The sequence below is a fragment of the Agrobacterium sp. NPDC090273 genome (assembly GCF_044772305.1).
Classification (GTDB): Bacteria; Pseudomonadota; Alphaproteobacteria; order Rhizobiales; family Rhizobiaceae; genus Agrobacterium.
In genome coordinates this window covers 153,893-177,229 of record NZ_JBIVYN010000004.1, presented here as the reverse complement: position 1 = coordinate 177,229, position 23,337 = coordinate 153,893, and the positions used below count along the sequence as shown (strand labels likewise).

Genomic DNA, 23,337 nt, shown 5'->3' with positions numbered 1-23,337 from the left:
GACGGTCGCTTGCGTGTTTATTTCGAAATTTCCGTGACTTGTTCAGTCTTTGATAACCATCTTCGGTAACCATAAGCATCAGTAGAGAGTAAGCGTATGGAGCGAGTACCAATGGCAGCAGTTTTTCCGCTGGCCGATTTTCGGCGTGCCGGTTTTGATCGTGCGGGCGAGAGCGACGCCTGGAAAGACAGCATCATCAAGGGTGATTGCGTCGCTGCCTTGGATGCCCTTCCCAGCCAGTCGGTAGATGCGATTTTTGCCGATCCGCCCTACAATCTCCAGCTTGGTGGTGCGCTTCACCGCCCGGACCAGTCTCTGGTCGATGCGGTGGATGATGAGTGGGATCAGTTCGCGTCCTTCGAGGCATATGATGCGTTTACACGGGCATGGCTTCTGGCCTGCCGCCGTGTCCTGAAGCCGAACGGCACGATCTGGGTGATCGGCTCCTACCACAACATTTTCCGCGTCGGGGCGATGCTCCAGAATCTCGATTTCTGGCTCCTCAACGATATCGTCTGGCGCAAGACCAACCCTATGCCCAACTTCAAGGGGCGCCGGTTCCAGAACGCCCATGAAACGATGATCTGGGCGAGCCGCGATCCAAAAGCCAAGGGTTATACGTTCAACTACGAGGCGTTGAAAGCCTCGAACGACGACGTGCAGATGCGCTCCGACTGGTTGTTCCCGATTTGCAGCGGTCATGAGCGTCTGAAGGGCGAAGACGGCAAGAAGGTTCATCCGACTCAGAAGCCGGAAGCTCTGCTGGCCCGTATCATCATGGCGTCCACCAAGCCTGGCGATGTCGTTCTCGATCCTTTCTTTGGCTCTGGCACGACTGGTGCCGTTGCAAAGCGCCTCGGTCGCCACTTTGTCGGCATTGAGCGCGAGCAGGATTACATCGATGCGGCATCCGCGCGTATCGCGGCTGTCGAGCCGCTCGGCAAGGCCGAATTGACGGTTATGACGGGCAAGAAGGCAGAGCCGCGCGTCGCTTTCAACACGCTGGTGGAAAGCGGGCTTGTCCGCCCTGGTCAGGTTCTAACCGACGCCAAACGCCGCTATAGCGCTATTATTCGTGCGGATGGTACGATCGCATCCGGCGGCGCTGCCGGTTCCATTCACCGCCTTGGCGCGAAAGTGCAGGGCTTCGATGCATGCAATGGCTGGACATTCTGGCACTACGAGGATGGCGACGAGCTGAAGCCGATCGATGATCTGAGAGCAGTCATCCGCAGCCAACTGGCAAAGGCAGAATAATCTTGAGGCCGCAAGGCTGAAGGCGAACGATCCACCGCCCGCCCTTGTCAGTGACACGTCTCCATCCGGTTTTAGTACCTTCAGTCCCGGATGGGGAACGACCAACGCCCAGCACTTCACGGTTCTGGGCGTTGGTGTTTTAAATTCGCTTTAATGTTGCAATTTTTTGACGATCATCAAGTTCGCTGTAAGGTTCACGCAAGTGTGACCCCATAGTTTCATGTCAGCGGGATGATTTAGCGGAGAAACAAGCCGCAGCGCTTCCCCGGAAAATGATTTGAAAATCCCGGCCGGTTTCGGCCAGGCTGACGCAGGCAGGAGACCGCCATTTCCGCCTGCGTCAGAAGTTTTCAGAGTGTCACGCCGTAGTGCGCAAGATCTTTTTTCAGCGTCGCCGCATCAGTAAAGCGAACCGCCTGCCAGCCGGCTTCTTTTGCCCCGTCAACATTGATTGCCGTATCGTCGATGAACAGGCTTGAGGCCGGATCAAGGTTGAAATTTTTCGCGTGCAGTTCGTAGATTGCCACATCCGGCTTGATCAGCCCGACGTCGCCTGAGACGGTCACGCCGCGCGTCTTCGTCAGAAACGGGAACATCTTCTGGGCTTCGCGGAAGGTGTCGGATGCAAAATTGGTCAGCATCGTCACATCGCGCCCCTGATCGATCAGGCCAAGCATGACGGCGACGGATTCGTCGTAGGAATGCGAGACCATCTCATGCCAGTACTTGCGAAATGCGCGAATGTGCTCTTCGCGATCAGGAAATTTTTCAACCAGAAGAGCTTCGGCATCCTCCCAGCGACGCCCACGATCCTGCTCCAGATTCCAGTCGTGCGTGCAGACGTTCTCGAAGAACCACTTGCGCTCGTCAGCATCCGGAATGAGTCGGCTATAGGGAATATGGGGATCGTAGTGGATCAGCACCTTGCCGATGTCGAATACGATATGCTCGATCTTGGTCATAAAACTTTCCTGTTTTTCTCGAAGGCCATCGGGATAGCCTGCGAGATGGCTTTTTTCATTACGGTTGGCAGCGCCTGTGCATCAAGATTTGTCACGGGCTCCCACCATCCGTCATTGCGGCCGGTTTGCAGACCTTCCGCCACCTGCGCGCGGAAAACCGAAAGTCTCAATTCGAAATGGGTGAAGACATGCACAATCGCCCCCGCGGGTTGCCAGTTGGCGGCAAAAGGCGCGTAGCTTTCGTCCGTGCCACCGTCGATCCTCGCGGTCCAGGCTGTTGTCGGCACTTCGGTCATGCCACCCAGCAGGCCGCTTTCCTCCCGGCGTCTCAGCAGAATTTCTCCTCTGCTGTTCACGGCAATGAAGGCGGCACCCAGCCGCACAGGCTTTTGCTTTTTGGCAGCCTTGACCGGAAAACGTTCCGGATCGTCGTTCGCCAGCGCCAGACAGTCGCTGTTGAAAGGACAGAGTGCGCAGGCAGGCCGTTTCGGTGTACAGATCGTCGCGCCGAGATCCATCATGGCCTGCGCGAAATCGCCGGGTCGGTCGCTCGGCGTTATCTCCGCCACCCTTGTTTTCATGGCAGGTTTCGAGCCGGGAAGGGGAGCATCGATGGCAAATAGCCGCGAGATGACACGCTCGACATTGCCGTCCATCACAGCTGCCTGCCGATTAAAGGCGATGGCTGCGACTGCCGCCGCCGTGTAATCACCGATGCCGGGAAGCTGCCGCAGCCCGTCTTCGGTATCAGGAAAAATGCCGCCATGAGCGCTAGCGACTGTTTCTGCGCATTTTTTTAAATTGCGGGCACGCGCGTAATAACCAAGGCCTGCCCAGGCGGCCATGACATCCTCGGATGGTGCCGAGGCCAGATCGCGAACGGTTGGCCACAAGCCCAGAAACTTGGCGAAATAGGGTTTGACCGCCTGCACCGTGGTCTGCTGCAGCATCACTTCCGAAAGCCATACATGATAGGGGTCGGCGCGTTTGCCCTTTTCGGCCATGGCAGGCGAGGTGCGCCAGGGTAACTCGCGATGGTGCCGGTCGTACCATCGAAGCAAGGCGATCGCATGGGACGTTGAGGCGGTTTTTTGAAGCATGGTTTGCCGTTTCACTTGGATTTGGCCTATACTTGGTTCATTCACCGAAGCCGATCAAGAAGATGCAGGCTGCTTGCAGTCCGAAAACCCTGGTAAACCATGCGATATCCCCAGAAGGGCGTCATTCAGATCGCCGAAATCGCCAACGGAATCATGGACCCCGTCCTGTCCAAGCGTGCGGGAATCAATACCGCGCTGCTTGGTTCGTGGGATGAGATCGCCGGCGAGGACTTCGCCGACTGCACGCGGCCTGAAAAAATCACCTGGCCACGGCGCGATGAAGGACCGGATCGCGGTGGCTATCAGTCTGGCGTGCTGACTATCGCCTGCGAGGGCGCCCGGGCACTGTTTCTCACCCATGCGCAGGGTGAGTTGATCGCCCGCATCAACGGCTTCTTCGGATTTCCCGCCATCCGCCAGATCAGGATCGTGCAGAAACCCGTTTCCCAGACGATGTCTCGCAAGAGAAAACCGCAGCCCCTGCGTGGCGATGCGGCGAGACGTCTTGAAGATATGATGGACGGCATCGAGAGCGAGGCGCTGCGTAAGGCCGTCACCAGGCTGGGCACGGCAGTCCTCCAGCGCAAGCCTGTCCGCAAAGGGGCATTTTGAAGCAGCAGCCGATCTGTCGCAGGTCTGTCCTTGACTGGTCACAATTCTTTGACAAGAAGAATGTCAAAGGCCGCTTGTGATGAACAGATGGCCGCTATATCGGATTCGCAGACAATAGAGTCTAATAAAACAGGGTGCTTTCATGCATTTTTCCGAATTGACCGTTTCCCGCCGCAGCCTGCTTGGCGGTGTTGCATTCGCATCCGTCGCTGTGTCGTTGCCCGGCATCGTGCAGGCGCAGGAACTGCCGGAATCCACCGGCGATGTGGACATGGCAGAAGTCCTGAAGCCGGGTCCGTTGCCAGAGGCAGCGCTGGGTGATGCGAACGCACCGGTCAAGATCGTCGAATACATGTCGATGACCTGCCCGCACTGCGCGCATTTCCACAACACGACCTTCGAAGAAATCAAGAAGAAGTATATCGATACCGGCAAGGTCTACTTCGTCATTCGCGAATTCCCGTTCGATCCGCGTGCTGCCGCCGCCTTCATGCTGGCGCGTTGCGCACCGCAGGGTCAGTACTTCCCGTTCGTTTCCATGCTCTTCAAGCAGCAGCAGACCTGGGCCGTTGCTCAGGATGCACGCGCCGCACTGCTGCAAATGTCGAAAATGGCCGGTTTTTCACAGGAGTCCTTCGAGGCCTGCTTGACGAACCAGAAGCTTCTGGATGATGTGAACGCAACGATGCAACGCGGTGCGACGGAGTTTGGCGTCAATTCCACGCCGACGTTCATCATCAACGGCAAGAAATACGCGGGAGACATGTCGGTTGAAACCATGTCGGCTGTCATCGACAAGGCTATCTGATCCGCTTTTTTTGATGAAAACGGGCGGCGGATATTTCCGTGCGCCCGTTTTTTATTGCCCTTTTCTTCTTGAAGGCGCTTTGGCATGAAGTTCAACAAGCTTCGCCTCCTCGGCTTCAAATCCTTTGTCGAACCTTCCGAATTCATTATCGAGCCGGGGTTGACGGGTGTCGTCGGCCCAAACGGTTGCGGCAAATCCAACCTCGTCGAAGCCCTCCGTTGGGTCATGGGCGAAAATTCCTACAAGAACATGCGCGCATCCGGCATGGATGACGTCATTTTTTCGGGGTCCGGCAATCGCCCGGCCAGAAATACCGCTGAAGTCGGCCTTTTTCTCGACAATTCGGATCGCACTGCGCCTGCTGCTTTCAACGATGCCGACGAAATTCAGGTGACGCGCCGCATCGAGCGCGAAAACGGCTCAGTTTATCGCATCAATGGCAAGGAGGCCCGTGCCAAGGATGTGCAGCTTCTCTTTGCGGATGCGTCAACCGGCGCGCGCTCGCCCTCCATGGTGGGGCAGGGCCGTATTGGCGAGCTCATCAATGCCAAGCCACAGGCACGGCGACAGCTTCTGGAAGAGGCGGCCGGCATTTCCGGTCTGCATTCGCGCCGCCACGAAGCGGAACTACGCCTGCGTGCTGCCGAGACCAATCTCGAACGGCTTGAAGATGTCACTGCTCAGCTAGAAAGCCAGATCGAAAGCCTGAAGCGTCAGGCGCGTCAGGCCAATCGCTTCAAGATGCTGTCTGCAGATATTCGTGCCCGTGAGGCGACGCTGCTGCATATCCGCTGGGTCGAAGCGAAGCAGCTGGAGGGCGAGTCCGAAAGCGCACTCAATCAGGCAACCGTCATTGTCGCCGAGAAGGCGCAGGCGCAGATGGAAGCAGCAAAGCAGCAGGGTATTGCCAGCCTGAAATTGCCCGAACTGCGCGAGAATGAGGCGAAGATCGCTGCCACGCTTCAGCGTTTGCAGATTGCCCGCAGCCAGCTCGACGACGAGGCGAACCGTCTGCTTCGCCGCCGCGATGAACTGGCGCGGCGTTTGGCCCAGCTTGGCGAGGATATTGTTCGTGAGGAGCGGCTGGTTTCCGATAATGCGCTGATCCTGTCCCGTCTGGATGAGGAAGAAGCAGAGCTTCTGGAAATCCTTTCCGATTCCGGCCGTTACGCTGAAGAAACAAAGGAAGCCTTTGAGACAGCGGCGGCAAAGCTCATTGAAAGCGAAGCTGTTTTTGCGGCCTTGACCGCCGAACGTGCGGCCGCATCGGCATCTCGACAGCAGCTTGAACGTGCTATCCGCGATCTCTCCGATCGTCGTCTCAGGCTTGAGAAACAATCGCAGGACGCGTCGGCTGAAATCGATGCCATCGATGAAAAGCTCTCCATTCTGCCTGATCCGGCTGAACGGCGCGAAGCTGTCGAGGCAGCAGAAATGGCGGTCGAGGATGCTGCGATCGTTGTAGAGGAAGCTGAAGCGTTGGTTGCGCAGGCACGTTCAACCGAAGCGCTCGCTCGTGGTCCGCTGGAGGCGGCGCGAAACAGGTTGAATGGGCTGGAAACCGAGGCGAGGACCATCGCCAAAATTCTCGCTAGCGGCGCTGCCACAGGTGGTTTTACGCCGGTCGCAGAAGAGCTGACGGTTGAGCGCGGTTTCGAGGCAGCGCTTGGCGCAGCCTTGGGAGATGATCTGGAGAGCTCGCTCGATCGGTCCGCACCGGCCTATTGGCAGGTGAACGGCGTTGGCATGGAAGATCCGGCATTGCCGCCGGGTGTGAAGCCGCTTCTCGATTATGCCAGCGCGCCATCGGCGCTTGCGCGGGCGCTTGCCCAGATCGGTGTCGTCTCTGATATCGCGCACGCGCAGTCATTGATGCCCTCGCTCAAGGCGGGCCAGCGGCTTGTCACCCGCGAAGGCGCGCTTTTCCGTTGGGACGGCCACGTCACCAGTGCCGACGCACCGGGGGCTGCCGCGCTGCGCCTGTCGCAGAAAAATCGCCTTGCCGAAATCGAAGCTGAGCTGGATGAAGCTCGTGATGTTTTGGCTGAGGCCGAGGAGCAATTGGCGGCCGCCAGCGAGGAAATCCGCATCTCTGAGCTCAGGCTTTCCGAAGCGCGCGACCGAAATCGCCTTGCCGCCCGGCAGCTTTCCGAAGCGCGCGACGCGCTTTCTGCGGCAGAGCGCGCCTCCGGTGATCTCCTGCGCCGTCGCGATGTCGTCTCCGAGGCGCTGAACCAGATTGCTGCGCAGGTCGAAGAGGTTGCTTTTCAGGAGGAAAATGCCCGCATCGAGATGGACGATGCGCCTGATCTTTCGTCGCTTGATCTTCGGTTGCGCGAAAGCCAGCTTGATGTCGCGACCGACCGCAGCCTGGTGGCCGAAGCGCGTGCCAGGCACGAAGGCTTGAACCGCGAGGCGGAGAGCCGCCAGCGTCGTCTTCAGGCGATCGCGCAGGAACGCTCCACGTGGCAGGCGCGGGTTGCCAGTGCGGCGGATCACATTTCAACGCTGCGCGAGCGCGAGGAAGAAGCCCGGGAAGAAATCGCCGAACTCGATATCGCGCCGGAGGAGTTCGATGAGAAGCGGCGAACACTTCTGAACGAGTTGCAGAAGGCCGAAGAGGGGCGCCGCGCTGCTGCGGATCGGTTGGTGGAAGCCGAAAACCTGCAACGTGATGCCGACAGAATTGCCGCCACCGCTTTGTCTGAATTGGCGGAAGCGCGCGAAAAGCGTGGCCGCGCAGAAGAGCGGCTGGTTTCAGCACGGGAAAAACGCCAGGAAACCGAACACCGTATTCGCGAGGCTTTGAACTCCGAACCGCATATGGCGCTGCGATTGACCGGCCTTGCACCGGACGCTCCGTTGCCGGACGTTCGTGAGGTTGAACGCGATCTCGACCGATTAAAGATCGAACGCGAGAGACTTGGGGCGGTCAACCTGCGTGCTGAAGAGGAGCAGGCGGAGCTGTCGCAGAAGCTTGCGACGCTTATCAAGGAACGCGACGACATCATTGATGCGGTGCGCAAGCTGCGTGCGGGCATTCAGAACCTCAACCGCGAGGGACGTGAACGCCTGATTGCCGCCTTCGATGTGGTAAACACCCAGTTTCAGCGGCTTTTCACCCACCTGTTCGGCGGCGGTACGGCAGAACTGCAACTGATCGAGTCCGATGACCCGCTGGAAGCCGGACTGGAAATTCTTGCCCGCCCGCCAGGCAAGAAGCCGCAAACCATGACGCTTTTGTCAGGTGGCGAGCAAGCACTGACAGCCATGGCATTGATCTTTGCCGTCTTCCTGACCAACCCCGCACCGATCTGCGTGCTGGACGAGGTGGACGCACCGCTGGATGATCACAATGTCGAGCGATATTGCAATCTGATGGATGAGATGGTGGCGTCGACGGAAACACGTTTCGTCATCATTACCCACAATCCGATCACCATGGCGCGCATGAACCGCCTGTTCGGCGTTACCATGGCAGAGCAGGGTGTTTCACAGCTCGTATCCGTGGATTTGCAGACCGCCGAGCAATTGCGCGAAGCCGTGTAAGATTTCCCGCACTCTCGTCGGAGCATCGAAGCTGCACCTACGTTGTTTGACGTAACCATATCACCCATTCGGGTGAGCGACATGGGCTGTCGTTTTGATATCTTGCAATGAAGGCATGGGTCTCCCAACCGCCCGCTTGCCGACCCCCCATCCGGGTTCCTGTACCGGATGGTATGCCTTGCGAGGCCAGCGCTGTGGTCTCGCAAGGCTTTCTTTTGCGTGAAGATCAGGCCGGTATCAGCCGCAGCCGCGTTCCCCAGGGATCTATCGCTTCAACAGCGCCACTCTCCATCTCAACCAGAACATAACCCGCTTTGCGAAGCCGCTCCTTCTGCGCCTCCAGATCGGCAGAGTTACGCACGCTCAAGGAAAACCAATCTAGGCCCGTTTCCGCATTATTGCGTTCTTTCGCGCCTCTGCTGTTCCAGATGTTGACGGCGAGGTGATGATGATAGCGTCCCGATGACAGGAAAGATGCGTCACTGCGCTCCGCACGTGTCGATTGCAAGCCCACGGCTTCTTCATAAAATGCCCGCGCCGCTGCGATCTCTCCGACTTTCAGATGAATATGGCCGATCCGCAAGGCCTCCGGCGCAATCTCATAGTCGTCTTTCCTGATATTGGTCAGAGACACGAGGTCGTCGATATCAAGCTGTTCTGTGCCCATCTTCACCACATCGTCGGTCCAGATCCATTGATCGCGCGGCCGGTCGCTATAGACCTCAATGCCGTTTCCTTCGGGATCGTTGAGATAGATCGCTTCACTGACATTATGGTCGGCAAAGCCGGTGAGTGGAACCTGCGTGGTGGCAGCATGCACAAGCCAGCGGGCGAGATCTTTTCGGGTCGGCATCAGATACGCGATATGGAAGAGACCAGCCGAGGTCGGGCTTTCAAAATCAGCCGCCGGTTTATGCACCAGATGCAGCAAGGGCGTGCCGTTGACACCGAGCGTCAGTCCGCGGGCGGTCTGCTCTATTTCCCTGAGGCCGAGTACAGACTGGTAAAAGGCCTGCATCGCATCGATATCGCGGACCTTTAATGCCGCCTCGCCGACATGCATTGGAGTGGTCAGGGCGAAGGGAAGGGCATTTGTTGCAGGCGGAGGAACAGCCCCCCCTTCAGCGTGCGCGGCATTGGCCAGAGCCGATGCGGCGCAGGAAATTCCGGCGAGTTTCAACGTATGGCGTCTTGTCAGCAGCATGGAAAATCTCTTTTTGGTAATGGAATCTGCTTAGGGAACACTCCGTTTCTGCGCACTACACGAGTGCGTTACAGCTTTGGCTCGATAAATCGCCATCATTTTTCAAAGAACACGATTGACCGATTCTCCAAGCCTGATCGTCCTGATAAATCCGTTTTGCGGCAATTCTTGAACCGGCTTTGCCGCAATTATGCTGCACTGCGATGTAAACTCGGAATCGCAACGTTTCCAATGCGCTGCCAATGCTGTACATGATAGAAAAATGACAACGCTTCTGGGTGGAGAGCGTGCAATGAAAAAATGGGTTTACACCTTCGGCAACGGTGCTGCCGAGGGCGGAGCAGGTGACACTGCGATACTGGGCGGCAAGGGGGCGAACCTTGCCGAAATGGCAAGTCTCGGCCTGCCTGTCCCTCCTGGACTCACAATCATTGCCGATGCCTGTGCGCTCTATCATAAAAACGGTCGCGATCTTCCCGAAGAACTGAAACTGCAGGTGATGTCAGGCCTTAGCGGCATGGAAGTCTCCACCGGAAAAAAGTTCGGTGGCAGCGCGCACCCTTTGCTACTCTCCGTTCGTTCAGGCGCACGTGCTTCGATGCCCGGCATGATGGATACGGTTTTAAACCTCGGCCTGAACGACCAGACGGTGCAGGCGCTTGGTCATGACGCGGGCGACGCACGTTTCGCATGGGACAGCTACCGTCGCTTCATCCAGATGTATGCCGATGTCGTCATGGGCCTCGATCATGAAATGTTCGAGGAAATTCTGGAAGATGAAAAAAGCCGCCTCGGCTACGAATATGATACCGACCTCGGCGCCGTTGAATGGCAGCATGTCGTCTCGCTCTACAAGAAGCTGATCGAGGATGAACTGGGCGAGGAGTTCCCGCAGGACTGTCATGTTCAGCTTTGGGGTGCAATCGGTGCGGTGTTCGCTAGCTGGACGAACCATCGCGCCGTCACTTACCGCCACTTGCATAATATTCCGGGCGACTGGGGAACTGCGGTCAACGTTCAGGCCATGGTCTTCGGCAATCTCGGTTCATCGTCGGCAACCGGGGTTGCTTTCACCCGCAATCCCTCCACGGGTGAAGCTGAGCTCTATGGCGAGTTTCTCGTCAATGCACAGGGAGAAGACGTCGTTGCGGGTATCCGCACACCGCAATCCATCACGGAGGCCGCCCGGATCGTTTCTGGTTCCGACAAGCCTTCAATGGAAAAGCTGATGCCAGAGGCTTTCGCCGAGTTCACGGCGATCTGCAAGCGGCTTGAAACTCACTATCAAGACATGCAGGACCTGGAGTTCACCATCGAGCGTGGCACGCTCTGGATGCTCCAGACCCGCAACGGCAAACGCACCACGCGTGCCGCCATGAAGATCGCCGTCGATATGGTCGAGGAGGGGTTGATCTCGGAGGACGAAGCCGTCTGCCGCATCGAGCCATCATCGCTCGACCAACTGCTCCACCCGACGATTGATCCGGATATCTCCCGGCCCATCATCGGCTCCGGTCTGCCAGCTTCACCCGGTGCCGCAACGGGTGAGATTGTCTTTACGGCAGAAGAGGCCGTTGCCGCAGAAGCGGAAGGTCGGCGCGTCATTCTGGTGCGCATCGAAACCAGCCCCGAAGACATTCACGGTATGCACGCCGCTGAAGGCATTTTGACCACGCGTGGTGGAATGACCAGCCACGCCGCCGTTGTAGCGCGTGGCATGGGTATTCCCTGTGTCACCGGCGCAGGCTCGATGCGCGTCGATATGCGCAACAGAGTTCTGATCGGCGTTGGCTGCATGCTGAAGCGTGGCGATATCATCACCATCGATGGCTCGTCCGGCCGCGTGTTGAAAGGCGAGGTGCCGATGACACAGCCCGAGCTCTCGGGTGACTTCGGCAAGTTGATGGTGTGGGCCGACCGCGCTCGCCGTATGACGGTGCGCACCAATGCCGATACGCCGGCCGATGCCCGTGCGGCACGCGCCTTCGGTGCAGAAGGCATTGGTCTGTGCCGAACGGAGCACATGTTCTTCGAGGGTGACCGCATCCATGTGATGCGCGAAATGATCCTGGCGGAAAGCGAAAAGGGCAGGCGCGCTGCACTCGATGAGCTTTTGCCGATGCAGCGTTCGGATTTCACCGAACTGTTTACGATCATGCACGGTCTGCCGGTCACGATCCGTCTGCTCGATCCACCGCTGCACGAGTTTTTGCCCAAGACGGATGGTGAGATCGTGGAAGTCGCGGCTGCGATGGGAATGCCGCAGACGGTCTTCCGCCAGCGTCTGGACGCGCTGCATGAGTTCAACCCGATGCTGGGTCATCGTGGTTGCCGTCTTGCCATTTCCTATCCGGAAATCGCCGAAATGCAGGCACGTGCGATTTTCGAAGCGGCAGTCGAGGCCGCTCGGATCACCGGTGCACCGGTTGTGCCTGAGATCATGGTTCCACTGGTCGGCCTGCGATCGGAACTCGATTACGTGCGCGGCGTCATCGACCGTGTCGCGGCTGCCGTCGCGGAAGAGACCGGCATGACCATCGAATATCTCTCCGGCACGATGATCGAACTGCCGCGTGCAGCGCTACGCGCGCACGTTATCGCAGAGGCGGCGGAGTTCTTCTCCTTCGGCACGAACGATTTGACGCAGACGACCTTCGGCATCTCCCGCGATGATGCGGCGCGGTTCATCGATACCTATCAGCGCAAGGGCATCATCGAGCGTGATCCGTTTATCTCGCTTGATTTCGACGGGGTTGGAGAGTTGATCCGTATTGCCGCAGAACGCGGGCGTCAGACGCGCCCGGATCTGAAACTCGGCATTTGCGGTGAACATGGTGGTGATCCGGCATCGATCCATTTCTGTGAAGATGCCGGCTTGGACTATGTGTCCTGTTCACCGTTCCGCGTGCCGATCGCACGCCTCGCAGCGGCGCAGGCCGCCCTTGTTGAGAAGACTGGAAACGGCGATACGACGAGCAACGTCGCCGTCATTCCCGTCAGGGCCTCGGTTGGACGATAACGCGACGTTCGACAACGACAGGCCGGTAAAACATGTCTCGGTCGACGCGAGCCTGCCAGGCACGATTGTCCGCACGGCGATCCAACTCGAGATCGAGCAGGCATCCTGCCATTGGGTCGGTGCCGGGGCGGAAACCGTAACCACGGCACGTGGACTCGTCGCGTGCACGGCGTTCTTCCGGCGTTAAAGTCTGGCACGCGGTCAACGTCAGCATGGCGGCCAGCGAACCGAGGACGATGGAAACGCGCATTTTTTATCTCCCTACACCTGTATCGAACGCGGCACTTGTTCTTCGCGTTTGATACGCCTGTTTCCTATTCGGGAAAAGCGGTTTAAGCCGGTAAAGTTGCATCCTGCGCGCCGCTACGTCAGGTTTGATCAAAGCGCGCCATTTCGGAGCGCATCCAGCTTGAATCTCCCCAGGTGGAAAGCCAGATCATCAAATCGGTAAGCGCGCTTATAACGGGCAAAAGCACCGCGTGACTTAGACCCTGCTTCATCTGGTTTTTCTCCGCTTCCTTCAGATGCGCGAGTTCTTGCATTTGTATGGAAGCAATCAGCCCATGCAGTTCAGGATCGATGGTTTGCAGGAATGTCAGTTGGTCTTGCAGGTGGCGGTGAACAGTGCTCTCGACGGCTTCCGTGCAGATCCAGACCATGTTGCGGCCGCCAAGCGCTGTCAAAAAACCAAGCACATAACCACCAAGGCTCCAGAGCGCGATGATGCGGCAAGGTCTTGCCTTTCTCGAAGGCATTGCATCCCGAAACAGGCGGCAATGATCTATCTCATCGTTTCGCATCTCTTGAAGTGCAGGGACGATATCCGGAAACAGGCGACGTGCCATCCAGATCTGCGCACCATAAATGCGAATGGCGCCGAATTCGCCAGCATGATTGACCTTCAGGATGCGCCGAACCGTAAGAGCAAGATCGCGTTTGCCGTCATTGCTCGACATGTCGGATGTCCCTCGGTGAGTTGCTTCAGCCACATCTCATGGACGAAAGACGTTTCGTTTCAATTACAGCGTTTGCCCATTCAACGAAAGCGCCGCTCCGATGGTCATCGTGAGCGGCGCGGGCCTTTGCAGAAGCTGGTAGCAGCGGTTACGCCGTCGCAACCTCACGGTCGTCGAGTGTGTCGATATCCTTGGCGTTGTTGTAGACGGCCTCGTTCAGAATGCTCTCGCGCTTGGCAACGATGGTGGGCACGAGTGCCTGACCGGCGACGTTGACTGCCGTGCGACCCATGTCGAGGATAGGATCGATAGCAAGCAGCAGGCCGACACCTTCGAGAGGCAGGCCAAGTGTCGATAGCGTCAACGTCAGCATGACGACCGCACCTGTGAGACCGGCTGTTGCGGCGGAGCCGAGGACGGACACAAAGACGATCAGAACGTATTCCTGAATGCCGAGTGGCACCTGGAAGAACTGCGCGATGAAAATGGCGGAAATTGCCGGATAGATTGCGGCGCATCCATCCATCTTGGTTGTCGCACCGAGCGGAACGGAAAACGCGGCATATTCGCGCGGCACACCGAGGCTTTTTTCAGTGACGGTTTCTGTCACGGGCAGGGTGCCTATGGAGGAACGCGAAACGAATGCGAGCTGAATGGCAGGCCATGCGCCCGCAAAGAAGCGCGATGGTTTCAGGCCATGAGCAAGCAGCAGCGCGGGATAGACCACGAAGAGCACAAGCGCCAGCCCAATATAGACCGCAGCCGCGTACCAGCCGAGTTGCGAAAGCGTCGTCCAGCCATACTGGTCGACAGCGCGACCCAGAAGGCCGATCGTGCCGATGGGCGTAAGGCGAATGACCCACCACAAAATCTTGCGCACGATGGCGAGAAGAGACTGATTGAAGGCCAGGAACGGCTCGGCTGCCTTGCCCGCTTTCAGTGCGGCTACGCCAAAAGCAATCGACACCACGAGCAGTTGCAACACGTTGAAATTCAGCGATGTGCTGGCCGAACCGTTGTTGAGTTTGGTCGAGGCTTCAAGACCGAAGATATTGGCCGGAACGAGGCCCTTAAGGAAATCGAGCCAGGAGCCCGTGGACGACGGTGCTGCGGCTGCGGTATTTGCGATCGCGGTGTTGACCCCAGGCTGGATGATGAGACCAAGTGCTATGCCGATCACCACCGAAATGAGCGCCGTAATCGCGAACCACAGCAAGGTTTGCCAGACGAGCTTGGCGGCATTGCTCAGGTTTTTCAGATTGGCAATCGAGGCGACGATGGCAGTGAAGATCAGCGGCGGAACGAGTGCGCGCAACAACTGCACAAAGATGCTGCCAATTGTCTGAAGCGTGACGGAAAGCCAGTTCTGACTGCCTGCGGCATCGGGGCCAATGTTGCGCGCAACGAGGCCAAGCAGCAGGCCGACGACCATGGCGGTCAGCACCTGAAAGCCGAAATTACGATAAAACGGTTTTGCCCCCGAGGGGCGAGGGGACGTCGTTGCCTGTGACATGATGTGTCTCATTTTTAAGCAGGAAATCGAGAATGTTGCACTTTTAGCATGCATTCCCGGATAGGCGCTGCAGAATATGCGAAATTTCTCAGCATTTAAGAGATGGACTTGCGTAATTCGCGTATTGATGGTGTTTCATTCCGGAAAATATGGCGTTTTAGAAATGAAGTTCCAGTTCTGCCGATCTCGATCTTGGAAGCGGTCCGGTCGGTCCGCTCCTTTATTTTCCTCGCCGCAAATCCGGTTTATGACACCATATACCGGTGATTCTTTCGCCAGACCTCGGGTGCAACGCGTATAGGCCCATGCAATCTAACGGATATCCGCTTTCATGACTGTGCGTTTCGTCCGGCCCGTATCTTTTGCGGCCTACCTTTCCCGTTATCTCGGCTTTGCCGGTCTGGTGTTGTTTCTCATCGCCGCCGGGCTTCACCGTTTCGGGCCTTTGACCACCCCGGACTTCGTCGGTCTGGTGTTGATTGCCGCCGCCATAGCCGTGCTGGCCGTGCTTCTGGCTTTGATCGGGCTGGAGCGTCTTTGGACGAAAGGATCGAAAGGCGGTCTCTGGGCACTGGCGGCTCTGATCTTTTCGAGCCTGCCATTGGGTGTCGTCGGCTATGGTGCTTTCCTCTATTGGCAACAGCCGAAGATTTATGATGTTTCCACCGATCTGACGGATGTGCCGGATTGGCTGGTGCCGCCTGTGGCCAACCAGCAATGGCTTGTTCGCCCTGCCATCATTGGTGCTGAAGATCGTGCAGCACAGGCCACCGCTTACGCAAGCCTTGCCGGCCGCCGTTATGAGGGCGCAATCGACCGCATTTATGCTGCCGCACGAAAAACCGCGGCTGCACGCAAAATTCGTATCGCACACACCAAAGGTGTCATTGGAGCCACCACGGAGCCTTCCATTGGCGTGCCGGAGCAGGACAGAACGCCGCCTTCTGAGGAAACGCCGCTGGATGATCTGCCGTTAAATGTGCCCGTTCCGATGGCGCGCCCGGCCGATGCACCGCCGCCGACCTTCTTCAGTGGCAGCGGGGTCGTTTTTATGCAGGGTGAGATGCGCACTCTCGTCTGGGGATTGCGCTTCGATGTGTTGATCCGGTTGAAGGAAGAGGCCGAGACAACAGTTGTCGATGTCCGCGTTGCTTCGCGTTACGGGGCCCATGATCTTGGTATGGGCGCCGATATCGCTGAGACGTTCCTCGATGCGCTGGATGCAGAAATGCAGGGCCTCAACGACAGTTGAAACGGGCCTTCAGGCCGGAATATATTCGCCGAGAAGCGAGGGCGGGCCATCCGTCTGCACCAGCCCTTTTTCAATCAGATCCTCGATATGAGCCAGAACGGAAAGCGCTGCTGCGCCATGCAGGCGCTTGTCTGTGCTGGCGTAGATGACTTTCACCATGTCGGCAATCAGCCGGTCGCCTTCTTTGATGCGCTTGAGAATGGCTTTTTCGCGCATCCGTCGGTGGGCGCGCAGTCCACGCATGAATGCGGAAGGATCACGCAAGGGGCCGCCATGTCCCGGAAGAAAAAGGCGGTCATCACGCTGAAGAAGGCGATCGAGTGATTTCATGTAGTCGCTCATCGCTCCATCTGGAGGAGCGACGATGGTGGTGGCCCACGCCATGACATGGTCTGCAGAAAAGACAATGCCGGTGCCCTCAAGTGCAAAGGCGGCATGATTGGCCGTATGACCCGGCGTGTGCAGGGCGGTAAGCTGCCAGCCGTCGCCGGAAAGGCTCTCACCATCACCAAGTGCAATATCCGGTACGAAGTCCGTATCGGAGCTTTCTGCGAAAGGATTGGTTTCGCCAACATGCAGCGGTCTTGCGGCGCGGTGCGGTCCCTCGGCCACGGTCAGTGCGCCGGTTGCCGCTTTCAGGCGTTTTGCCAGGGGCGAATGGTCGCGATGCGTGTGGCTGACGAAGATATGCGTTACCTCTCGGCCTTTCAGCGCGGCCATCAGGGCTTGGAAATGTGCCTCATCTTCGGGGCCGGGATCGATCACTGCAACAGAGCGGTCACCGACGATATAGCTGTTCGTGCCGTGAAAGGTGAAGGCGGAAGGATTGTTGACGGTCATCCGCTGGATGCCGGTGGTAACGGGTACCGGTTCGCCATAGGCGGGCTGGAAATCGAGATCGAATGCCGGGTCCGCCATCAAGACCTCCTGAAGTAATGCCATGCCAACCAAAGCCACGGTCGACGCCGCGCAATCTTCAAGCCCTAACATGGCCTCTCGGGTGCGGCACTCAAAAAGCTTGGGTTTTGTGAAAAAATAACGAGAAAGGTGATTGCCGCTGCGGCCCGGCTTTGCTAATCAGGCGCGGTTCGGACAGCGGTGTTTCGCCTTGCTGTCCTGTTGGGGCGTCGCCAAGCGGTAAGGCACCGGTTTTTGGTACCGGCATTCCCAGGTTCGAATCCTGGCGCCCCAGCCAAGTCTTATATGCTTCTTCAATAGAGATTTTTTGCAGCCGTTAAATATCTGGCGCGGTGAATAAATTTACGAACTGCTTGCCTGGTGAGGTTCGCCATTGCTGTTGCTCAACATATTTAAAACGCAGCTTTTCCTCATTGCGCCGTCGTTCGCGACATAGGAGAGAAACGCGTGCTTTCCCAATGATTGAGATCAGCCTCTGCAAGAAGAATTTGTTGCAGGCATCTGTTACCAGGTTGACCTGAAACACAGCCCGTTTCGAGTGCTACTGCTAAGTATCCTTAAACTGGGCGATGATTAGCGCACTCTTATGGGGCAAACATGCTTCGGCTCACGACGGCTATTCAGCGGTTCGACTTACATACAAAAAACGATTTGCCAAAGTTCGATTGACTGGCTGCACTAAATTTTTGATAAGTATCGACTCATGTAAAGTAATTTAAGGTTGTGCATCCATGCCCATGAATCCAGTTATTAAGGCGCAACTCAGCGAATTTAGGAAAGCGAATCCTGGTGAAGACGGAAGCGACAGTGATCTCTTTGAAGTCATGTCAATCTTTGCCGTAGAAAATGGCTTGCTGGCTGAGAATATTGATCCATTTCGTGCGCACCTAAAGGGCGCCGAATTTGGAGTTGATGGAATTGCCATACTTATTCAAGGCGTTCTCTGTACCGACGCCGATGAGGCTGCATCTGTCCTTGCTGTTGGAAAGCAGCATACCGGCGCTTTCCATTTCTACCAGTCTAAAACGTCGGATGGCTTGGATTATGGTGAATTATCAAAGTTCCTTGACGGCGTGTATGATTTTTTTACAGATTTAAAGCTATTGTCAGGAGATCAAGTTGCCGATTTATCTGAAGTTAAAGAGCTAATATTTCAATCTGCAACAAAATCAAATCCTGAGTTACGGTGTTATTACTGTACGACAGGGTCTGGAGAGGTGTCTGATGCTATAAATAAATTAATAGAAAGCAATAAGTCGCGATTTGAGGCTTTAAATATATTCGGAGACATCACTGTAGAATGCATTGGCGCAAAGGCTATCCAAGAGGGTTTTCGTGCAGCCACAAATTCCACTGCGGCAACTCTAAATTTTCCCAAAGCAGTAACCATGCCAGCGCACGCAAGGGTCGATGAAGCTTTTATCGGATTTGTTTCGGCGGATCAGATACTTGGGATCGCTTGGGGTCCCGCTGATGCGGATGGTTCGCGTCATATCAACCGTACCGTATTCTACGATAATGTGCGGGACTTCAATCCAGATTCAGACATCAATAGAGCCGTTATCAACGAGCTGCAATCGGGAGATTATTCGTCATTTGTTTTTAAAAACAATGGCATAACGGTTGTCGCGAAATCTATAACGCGCAAAGGCGACGCCTTTTCCATAGAGGACTATCAAATTGTCAATGGATGCCAGACGACAAATATCCTGAGTCATGTCCCAGATCACGCACATGAAATTTTTGTTCCACTTCGCCTTATCGGGAGCAACGATCCAGATTTCGTAGCAAGCATTATTATTGGAACGAACAAGCAGAACGAAGTACGTGATGATCAGTTTTGGGCGCTGCTTCCCTTCATGAAGGACCTGGAGGTTTATTGCTCTGCACAAGAAGGAGATGCACGAATCCTTGTTGAGAGGCGAGACAATCAATATCGCGACGTTGCTGTGGAGCGGACTAGAATAATGAAGCCGTCTGATCTGATGAAGGTGGCGGCTGCAATGTTTTTCTTTCAACCGCATAGAGCAGCGCGTGATCATAGGGGCATTCGAAACGAATTCTCAAGTCGGATATTTAGGGAAAATCACAGCGTCGAATTCTATCATGTCGCCGCGTTAGCGCTCTACAAATTTGATTACTTAATTAGGGCGGGGAAAATCGAAAGATCACGTGTTATCTATAAGTTTTATGTATTGTTTTCTCTGATCAGAGAACATTGGAAGTCGCCAGATGTACTAGATGCGCATAAAAGACAGCAAAAGTTTATACGCCAAGAGGTGTTGAACATTATTTCCGACAACGAAAGATTTGCTGGGAAAATAGAAAGTGTCGCCAACTGCCTCGATGGCATAGTTAGAGCCTCAGGAGAAAAAACGAGAGAGCAAATTCGGGACTTTATCCGGACTGATGCCGTATCGGAATTGTTCGTGGAAGCTTACTTTAAGAGATGAAGCTGACCTGTTTTCAAGTCTGTTTAGACCAAAAGCACGGCACACGCTTAAAATGAAGAAATATCATCGTTTGGGCTGTGTCGTGTGAAGTGAAGCTTGGCTCTTGTGGAGGACCAGCGGAGCTTGGAAAAAACAGCGAGCATATATCTGTCGAGATAATGCTCGTGCTTCACAAGCTAAGTAAAGAGGTTTGCGCATGGGCCCAACTAGCGAAGCTTTTCTCTCCGTACCCTTACAGCGAATACTGTCGGCACGGTCTAATCCTGCGAATTTAACACGTCTTGCAAGAACATAAAGTTTTGGCATGATTGACGTGTTGTTGGTGGGAGATTCTCATGGAACAGATCTTGATAAATCTGATCGCCGGCGCTGTCGGTGGGAATGCTATCGGAAAAACATCATCAAACTTTGATATCGGCACCATAGGCAACACGATTGCCGGAGCCTTGGGGGGAGGTCTTTTAGGTCAACTGGTAACGCTTTTGATACCCGCGATTTCCGCGGCGGCTCAGGCGGGCAATCTGTCCGTGGGAGGCGTGGTGACGCAATTGGTTGCCGGTGGCGCGGGTGGCGCCATACTGACGGCGATTATCGGTGCAATTAAAAACCGCAGTGCTTGAGGAGGCCTGAATGGCTCATAAATTCGAAATTTATAAAGACAAGGCTGGCGAATTCCGTGTTCGCTTTAAATACAACAATGAAGTCATCTTCGCGACGGAAGGTTATGCTTCCAAGGCGAGCGCGCAAAACGCCATCGCCTCAATCAAGAAGAATGGCCCGGACGCACCGACCGAAGATAACAGCTAAGCCGAATGAACGGCTTGCTTTTTCGGGCGAGCTTTTCAAAAGACGTAACCGCATCGCGCCCACTGATCACCGCGCTTCATCGGTGATGTGAGTTCTGCGGGGTACCTGCGGCGATTGCATTTTGAGCACTCGCCGCAGACTTTGTCAGAGTTTTGAAGCCCGATTTACAGGGCGATATCGGGAACCTTTTTCGCAGGCTCGCCAGCCGGTGCCGTTGTGCCGGAGTTCAGCGCGTCGCGATTGATCTGCGGCGGCGTAGGCAGTTGCAGCTGTTCGGCGGTGTAGGCCCATTCCTGCTGCACCATGTCGGCGGAATCGTTCAGCTTCGTACCGTAGCTTGGAACGATCTGGCGGATTTTGGCCTGCCATTCCGGCGTTGCTACCTTGTCCTTGAAGACCTTTTCGAGAACGTTGAGCATGATCGGGGCTGCCGTAGACGCGCCTGGCGATGCGCCGAGCAGACCGGCAATGCTGCCATCCTGCGAGGCGACGATTTCCGTGCCGAGCTTGAGAACGCCACCCTTGTCGGCATCGCGCTTGATGATCTGGACGCGCTGGCCTGCCTGCCACAGACGCCAGTCGTTCTGCTTGGCATTCGGGAAATATTCCTGCAATGCCGCGAAGCGATCGTCGTCCGACATCATCAACTGGCCCGCGAGATATTCGACCAGTGGGTATTCATCGACGCCGACGCGTACCATCGGCCAGGCGTTGCTGGTTGTTACAGAAGAAACCAGGTCGAAATAGGAACCGTTCTTGAGGAACTTCGTCGAGAAGGTTGCGAAAGGTCCAAACAGGATGACGCGCTTGCCACCGATAACGCGTGTATCGAGGTGCGGAACGGACATGGGCGGAGAGCCGACCGATGCCTTGCCATAGGCCTTTGCCAGATGCTGCATCGTCACGTCGGGATTTTCGTTGACGAGGAAGGAGCCGCCGACCGGGAAGCCCGCATAGTCGTCGCCTTCCGGAATGCCGGACATCTGCAGGAGATGTAGCGCGCCGCCGCCAGCACCGATAAAGACGAACTTGGCGTCCACGGTTTCTTCGCTGGAATCGTTCACGTTGGCGTAGGTCACACGCCAGCTTCCATCGGGATTGCGCTGGATGTCGGAAACCTCACTGTTGACCTTGAGGTCAAAGTTAGGCTGGCTTTGCAGATGCGCGGCGAACTGGCGGGTGATCTCGCCGAATTCCATGTCGGTGCCGAGTGGCGACCAGGTTGCGCCGATCTTCTGGGAAGGATCGCGACCTTCCATCATCAGCGGCACCCACTTCTTGATCTGCTCCGGATCGGTAGAGAATTCCATTCCGGCAAACAGGGGGCTGGCCTTCAGCGCCTCATAGCGCTTTTCAAGATAGGCGATATTCTCGTCGCCCCAGACGAAGCTCATATGCGGCGTGTGGTTGATGAAAGAGCGAGGGTTCTTCAGAACGCCGTTCTTCACCTGCCATGCCCAGAACTGACGGGAAATCTGGAATGCTTCGTTGATTGCAATCGCCTGGGTGATCTTGACGTTGCCGTTGGCATCTTCGGGCGTGTAATTCAGTTCGGCGAGCGCGGAGTGGCCCGTGCCGGCATTGTTCCAGCCATTCGAGCTTTCGAGTGCGACGCTGTCCATCCGCTCGATCATCTTGATCGACCAGTTCGGCTCGAGTTCGCGCAGCCAAACACCGAGGGTCGTGCTCATGATGCCGCCGCCAATCAGCAGCACGTCGACCTTCTGCGTCGGGCTATTTGCCGATACCGGCGAAGATGGCAATGCGGCTGCGGCAAGTCCTGCCAGCGCGGTGCCGAGAACCTGTCTACGGTTCATGGGAAGCGAATTGTTGGAAAAATCGGTGGTCTGAAATTTGTCTTGATCGATGGGAGTCACGGCCATACCTGGTTCTTGTTGTTTGTCAAAACACTCCTCCCAGCGGCCCCGTTATAGCAATCAACCGGTGGGCACAACCCAGCGATCGGCTGCTTCTGTCAAGCGAATTACCTGTAAATTCATGGGGGCATATGGTCGCGCACCTGCTTTTAAGGCGCCTTTTTTGACGCATATCTGCCATCTTCGGGACGATGCGGCGTCATTCAAACGGTTGAAACGTCAAAACCAGCAGAACGGGTGCAAAGGTTAGGAAACGCTGCCGTCAAGCGTGTCGTGCATGGGTGATATGCGCTCAGAGACACGAAAAAAGCTCAAAAAATAACAAGGCCCGCCTGTTTTCTGGGCGGGCCTCTCTGTTTTTAGACGATTTCAGGCTCAGTCTGCGGCGAGAAACTCTGCGCAATAGCTGGGGCCGTTGACGCCGGGGCGATCAGAGACGGTACGAACGGAGGTAATCCGGTAATCGCTCGAAACGGTCAATTGCACCGTGCAGGAAAGATAGGCGGTGCGGGCAGGAGAAATCTGGCGGCCACGCTTGCCGTCCTTACCTTCCTCGAACTTCGCCGGAACGGTTGCCTTCTTGTAACCGCCACGCCAGTTGTAGATGGTCGAGCTACCGGATTCAGTGTCGCTCTGCGGAGGGCCAAACTTTGCGAAGAAAATGCCAGCCGACTGACCGACCCAACGGGCTTCAACGGGGCTCTTCTGGATGAATGAGGGAGCGGAGCCTGTCGAGGTGGTGCAGGCGGAAAGCGCAATTGCCAGTCCTGCGAGCGTTACGCTGCGAAATTGCATGGTGAGATGTCCTTTGTGCCGTGTCCGGCCCTTCTGCCGTTCATTCTGTTCCCCTAGCAGATTTGATGACGGGCGGCAGGGGAGGCTTTAGCTTTGACGAAAATTTCCTGCCACAATTGCTTTTTTGTAACGTTCTGTAACCTGTAATACCGGTGGAGCAGGCTTTCCCTCCTGGACGTCAACCATCCGCAGGAACTTGTCATAAAAAATGTAATATCCCGCTTGTCGAACGCCAGAGGCTGGTCTATAGAAGCG

The 23,337-nt window shown here is 56.2% G+C and carries 18 protein-coding genes and 1 tRNA gene; 10 read left to right on the top strand and 9 right to left on the bottom strand.

What is annotated here, in order from left to right; translation table 11 throughout:
- Window positions 1-111: 111 nt before the first annotated feature.
- The gene (locus ACIQT8_RS12890; RefSeq protein ID WP_138794769.1) at window positions 112-1,257 is read left to right on the top strand and encodes a site-specific DNA-methyltransferase; all 1,146 of its coding nucleotides are present in this window, start codon (window positions 112-114) and stop codon (window positions 1,255-1,257) included.
- A 350-nt stretch (window positions 1,258-1,607) separates the two neighbouring features.
- Here the strand turns inward: ACIQT8_RS12890 and ACIQT8_RS12885 are convergent, their stop codons facing one another.
- Both ACIQT8_RS12885 and mutY read right to left on the bottom strand, forming a co-directional pair.
- Window positions 1,608-2,219 (bottom strand): HAD family hydrolase, encoded by a 612-nt coding sequence (locus tag ACIQT8_RS12885; protein ID WP_400965772.1) that lies wholly within the window; start codon window positions 2,217-2,219, stop codon window positions 1,608-1,610.
- The gene (gene mutY / locus ACIQT8_RS12880; protein ID WP_400965769.1) at window positions 2,216-3,319 is read right to left on the bottom strand and encodes an A/G-specific adenine glycosylase; all 1,104 of its coding nucleotides are present in this window, start codon (window positions 3,317-3,319) and stop codon (window positions 2,216-2,218) included. The genes ACIQT8_RS12885 and mutY overlap by 4 nt, the downstream gene beginning before the upstream one ends.
- A gap of 99 nt (window positions 3,320-3,418) precedes the next feature.
- Here mutY and ACIQT8_RS12875 point away from each other — a divergent pair, with 99 nt between their 5' ends.
- The 3 genes from ACIQT8_RS12875 (at window position 3,419) to ACIQT8_RS12865 (ending at window position 8,288) form a co-directional block, all read left to right on the top strand.
- Complete coding sequence (locus ACIQT8_RS12875; RefSeq protein WP_138794772.1) at window positions 3,419-3,931, top strand: DUF721 domain-containing protein; 513 nt, start codon at window positions 3,419-3,421, stop codon at window positions 3,929-3,931.
- A 142-nt stretch (window positions 3,932-4,073) separates the two neighbouring features.
- A complete protein-coding gene (locus ACIQT8_RS12870) occupies window positions 4,074-4,739 on the top strand; it encodes a DsbA family protein (RefSeq protein ID WP_138794773.1) in 666 nt (221 codons plus the stop codon).
- A gap of 84 nt (window positions 4,740-4,823) precedes the next feature.
- On the top strand, window positions 4,824-8,288 hold the full coding sequence (locus ACIQT8_RS12865; RefSeq protein WP_400965764.1) for a chromosome segregation SMC family protein: 3,465 nt from the start codon (window positions 4,824-4,826) through the stop codon (window positions 8,286-8,288).
- 226 nt (window positions 8,289-8,514) lie between these two features.
- Here the strand turns inward: ACIQT8_RS12865 and ACIQT8_RS12860 are convergent, their stop codons facing one another.
- On the bottom strand, window positions 8,515-9,492 hold the full coding sequence (locus ACIQT8_RS12860) for a VOC family protein (RefSeq protein ID WP_400965761.1): 978 nt from the start codon (window positions 9,490-9,492) through the stop codon (window positions 8,515-8,517).
- Window positions 9,493-9,784: 292 nt separating this feature from the next.
- On the opposite strand from ACIQT8_RS12860, the gene ppdK reads away from it, so the two are divergent.
- Window positions 9,785-12,511, top strand: coding sequence for a pyruvate, phosphate dikinase (gene ppdK, locus ACIQT8_RS12855; RefSeq protein ID WP_400965758.1), 2,727 nt, complete (start codon window positions 9,785-9,787; stop codon window positions 12,509-12,511).
- Here ppdK and ACIQT8_RS12850 read toward each other — a convergent pair.
- From ACIQT8_RS12850 to ACIQT8_RS12840, 3 genes are all read right to left on the bottom strand, one after another.
- Window positions 12,489-12,761: a hypothetical protein gene (locus ACIQT8_RS12850; protein WP_400965755.1), complete on the bottom strand. Its 273-nt coding sequence runs from the start codon at window positions 12,759-12,761 to the stop codon at window positions 12,489-12,491. The two genes, ppdK and ACIQT8_RS12850, sit on opposite strands and share 23 nt — an antisense overlap.
- A 118-nt stretch (window positions 12,762-12,879) precedes the next feature.
- The gene (locus tag ACIQT8_RS12845; RefSeq protein ID WP_400965752.1) at window positions 12,880-13,467 is read right to left on the bottom strand and encodes a demethoxyubiquinone hydroxylase family protein; all 588 of its coding nucleotides are present in this window, start codon (window positions 13,465-13,467) and stop codon (window positions 12,880-12,882) included.
- A 148-nt stretch (window positions 13,468-13,615) separates the two neighbouring features.
- Window positions 13,616-14,980 carry a dicarboxylate/amino acid:cation symporter gene (locus tag ACIQT8_RS12840; RefSeq protein WP_400965749.1) on the bottom strand — a complete coding sequence of 455 codons (1,365 nt, stop codon included), beginning with the start codon at window positions 14,978-14,980 and terminating at the stop codon, window positions 13,616-13,618.
- A gap of 331 nt (window positions 14,981-15,311) precedes the next feature.
- Between ACIQT8_RS12840 and ACIQT8_RS12835 the strand changes: the two genes are divergently transcribed.
- On the top strand, window positions 15,312-16,232 hold the full coding sequence (locus ACIQT8_RS12835; protein WP_400965746.1) for a DUF1499 domain-containing protein: 921 nt from the start codon (window positions 15,312-15,314) through the stop codon (window positions 16,230-16,232).
- A 9-nt stretch (window positions 16,233-16,241) separates the two neighbouring features.
- On the opposite strand, the gene ACIQT8_RS12830 is transcribed toward ACIQT8_RS12835, so the two are convergent.
- On the bottom strand, window positions 16,242-17,150 hold the full coding sequence (locus tag ACIQT8_RS12830; RefSeq protein ID WP_400965743.1) for an MBL fold metallo-hydrolase: 909 nt from the start codon (window positions 17,148-17,150) through the stop codon (window positions 16,242-16,244).
- 202 nt (window positions 17,151-17,352) lie between these two features.
- Here ACIQT8_RS12830 and ACIQT8_RS12825 point away from each other — a divergent pair.
- From ACIQT8_RS12825 to ACIQT8_RS12810, 4 genes are all read left to right on the top strand, one after another.
- Window positions 17,353-17,427, top strand: a tRNA-Gln gene (locus ACIQT8_RS12825).
- Between the two features lie 454 nt (window positions 17,428-17,881).
- Complete coding sequence (locus tag ACIQT8_RS12820; protein ID WP_400965740.1) at window positions 17,882-19,603, top strand: AIPR family protein; 1,722 nt, start codon at window positions 17,882-17,884, stop codon at window positions 19,601-19,603.
- Between the two features lie 335 nt (window positions 19,604-19,938).
- Entirely contained in the window at window positions 19,939-20,223 is a 285-nt protein-coding gene (locus tag ACIQT8_RS12815) for a hypothetical protein (protein ID WP_138794781.1), read from the top strand.
- 10 nt (window positions 20,224-20,233) lie between these two features.
- Complete coding sequence (locus ACIQT8_RS12810) at window positions 20,234-20,410, top strand: YegP family protein (protein WP_138794782.1); 177 nt, start codon at window positions 20,234-20,236, stop codon at window positions 20,408-20,410.
- Between the two features lie 164 nt (window positions 20,411-20,574).
- On the opposite strand, the gene mqo is transcribed toward ACIQT8_RS12810, so the two are convergent.
- Both mqo and ACIQT8_RS12800 read right to left on the bottom strand, forming a co-directional pair.
- Window positions 20,575-22,293, bottom strand: coding sequence for a malate dehydrogenase (quinone) (gene mqo / locus ACIQT8_RS12805; RefSeq protein WP_400965737.1), 1,719 nt, complete (start codon window positions 22,291-22,293; stop codon window positions 20,575-20,577).
- 369 nt (window positions 22,294-22,662) lie between these two features.
- Entirely contained in the window at window positions 22,663-23,082 is a 420-nt protein-coding gene (locus ACIQT8_RS12800) for a hypothetical protein (RefSeq protein WP_138794784.1), read from the bottom strand.
- Window positions 23,083-23,337: the final 255 nt, after the last annotated feature.

Excerpts from the sequence above, each read along its gene's own strand:
- ACIQT8_RS12860 (WP_400965761.1), bottom strand. The coding sequence starts at position 9,492 with ATGCTGCTGACAAGACGCCATACGTTGAAACTCGCCGGAATTTCCTGC.
- ACIQT8_RS12820 (WP_400965740.1), top strand. The coding sequence starts at position 17,882 with ATGCCCATGAATCCAGTTATTAAGGCGCAACTCAGCGAATTTAGGAAA.
- mutY (WP_400965769.1), bottom strand. The coding sequence starts at position 3,319 with ATGCTTCAAAAAACCGCCTCAACGTCCCATGCGATCGCCTTGCTTCGA.
- ACIQT8_RS12845 (WP_400965752.1), bottom strand. The coding sequence starts at position 13,467 with ATGTCGAGCAATGACGGCAAACGCGATCTTGCTCTTACGGTTCGGCGC.
- ACIQT8_RS12835 (WP_400965746.1), top strand. The coding sequence starts at position 15,312 with ATGACTGTGCGTTTCGTCCGGCCCGTATCTTTTGCGGCCTACCTTTCC.
- ACIQT8_RS12800 (WP_138794784.1), bottom strand. The coding sequence starts at position 23,082 with ATGCAATTTCGCAGCGTAACGCTCGCAGGACTGGCAATTGCGCTTTCC.
- ACIQT8_RS12870 (WP_138794773.1), top strand. The coding sequence starts at position 4,074 with ATGCATTTTTCCGAATTGACCGTTTCCCGCCGCAGCCTGCTTGGCGGT.
- mqo (WP_400965737.1), bottom strand. The coding sequence starts at position 22,293 with ATGGCCGTGACTCCCATCGATCAAGACAAATTTCAGACCACCGATTTT.
- ppdK (WP_400965758.1), top strand. The coding sequence starts at position 9,785 with ATGAAAAAATGGGTTTACACCTTCGGCAACGGTGCTGCCGAGGGCGGA.
- ACIQT8_RS12840 (WP_400965749.1), bottom strand. The coding sequence starts at position 14,980 with ATGTCACAGGCAACGACGTCCCCTCGCCCCTCGGGGGCAAAACCGTTT.
- ACIQT8_RS12810 (WP_138794782.1), top strand. The coding sequence starts at position 20,234 with ATGGCTCATAAATTCGAAATTTATAAAGACAAGGCTGGCGAATTCCGT.
- ACIQT8_RS12865 (WP_400965764.1), top strand. The coding sequence starts at position 4,824 with ATGAAGTTCAACAAGCTTCGCCTCCTCGGCTTCAAATCCTTTGTCGAA.
- ACIQT8_RS12830 (WP_400965743.1), bottom strand. The coding sequence starts at position 17,150 with ATGGCGGACCCGGCATTCGATCTCGATTTCCAGCCCGCCTATGGCGAA.
- ACIQT8_RS12815 (WP_138794781.1), top strand. The coding sequence starts at position 19,939 with ATGGAACAGATCTTGATAAATCTGATCGCCGGCGCTGTCGGTGGGAAT.
- ACIQT8_RS12885 (WP_400965772.1), bottom strand. The coding sequence starts at position 2,219 with ATGACCAAGATCGAGCATATCGTATTCGACATCGGCAAGGTGCTGATC.
- ACIQT8_RS12875 (WP_138794772.1), top strand. The coding sequence starts at position 3,419 with ATGCGATATCCCCAGAAGGGCGTCATTCAGATCGCCGAAATCGCCAAC.
- ACIQT8_RS12890 (WP_138794769.1), top strand. The coding sequence starts at position 112 with ATGGCAGCAGTTTTTCCGCTGGCCGATTTTCGGCGTGCCGGTTTTGAT.
- ACIQT8_RS12850 (WP_400965755.1), bottom strand. The coding sequence starts at position 12,761 with ATGCGCGTTTCCATCGTCCTCGGTTCGCTGGCCGCCATGCTGACGTTG.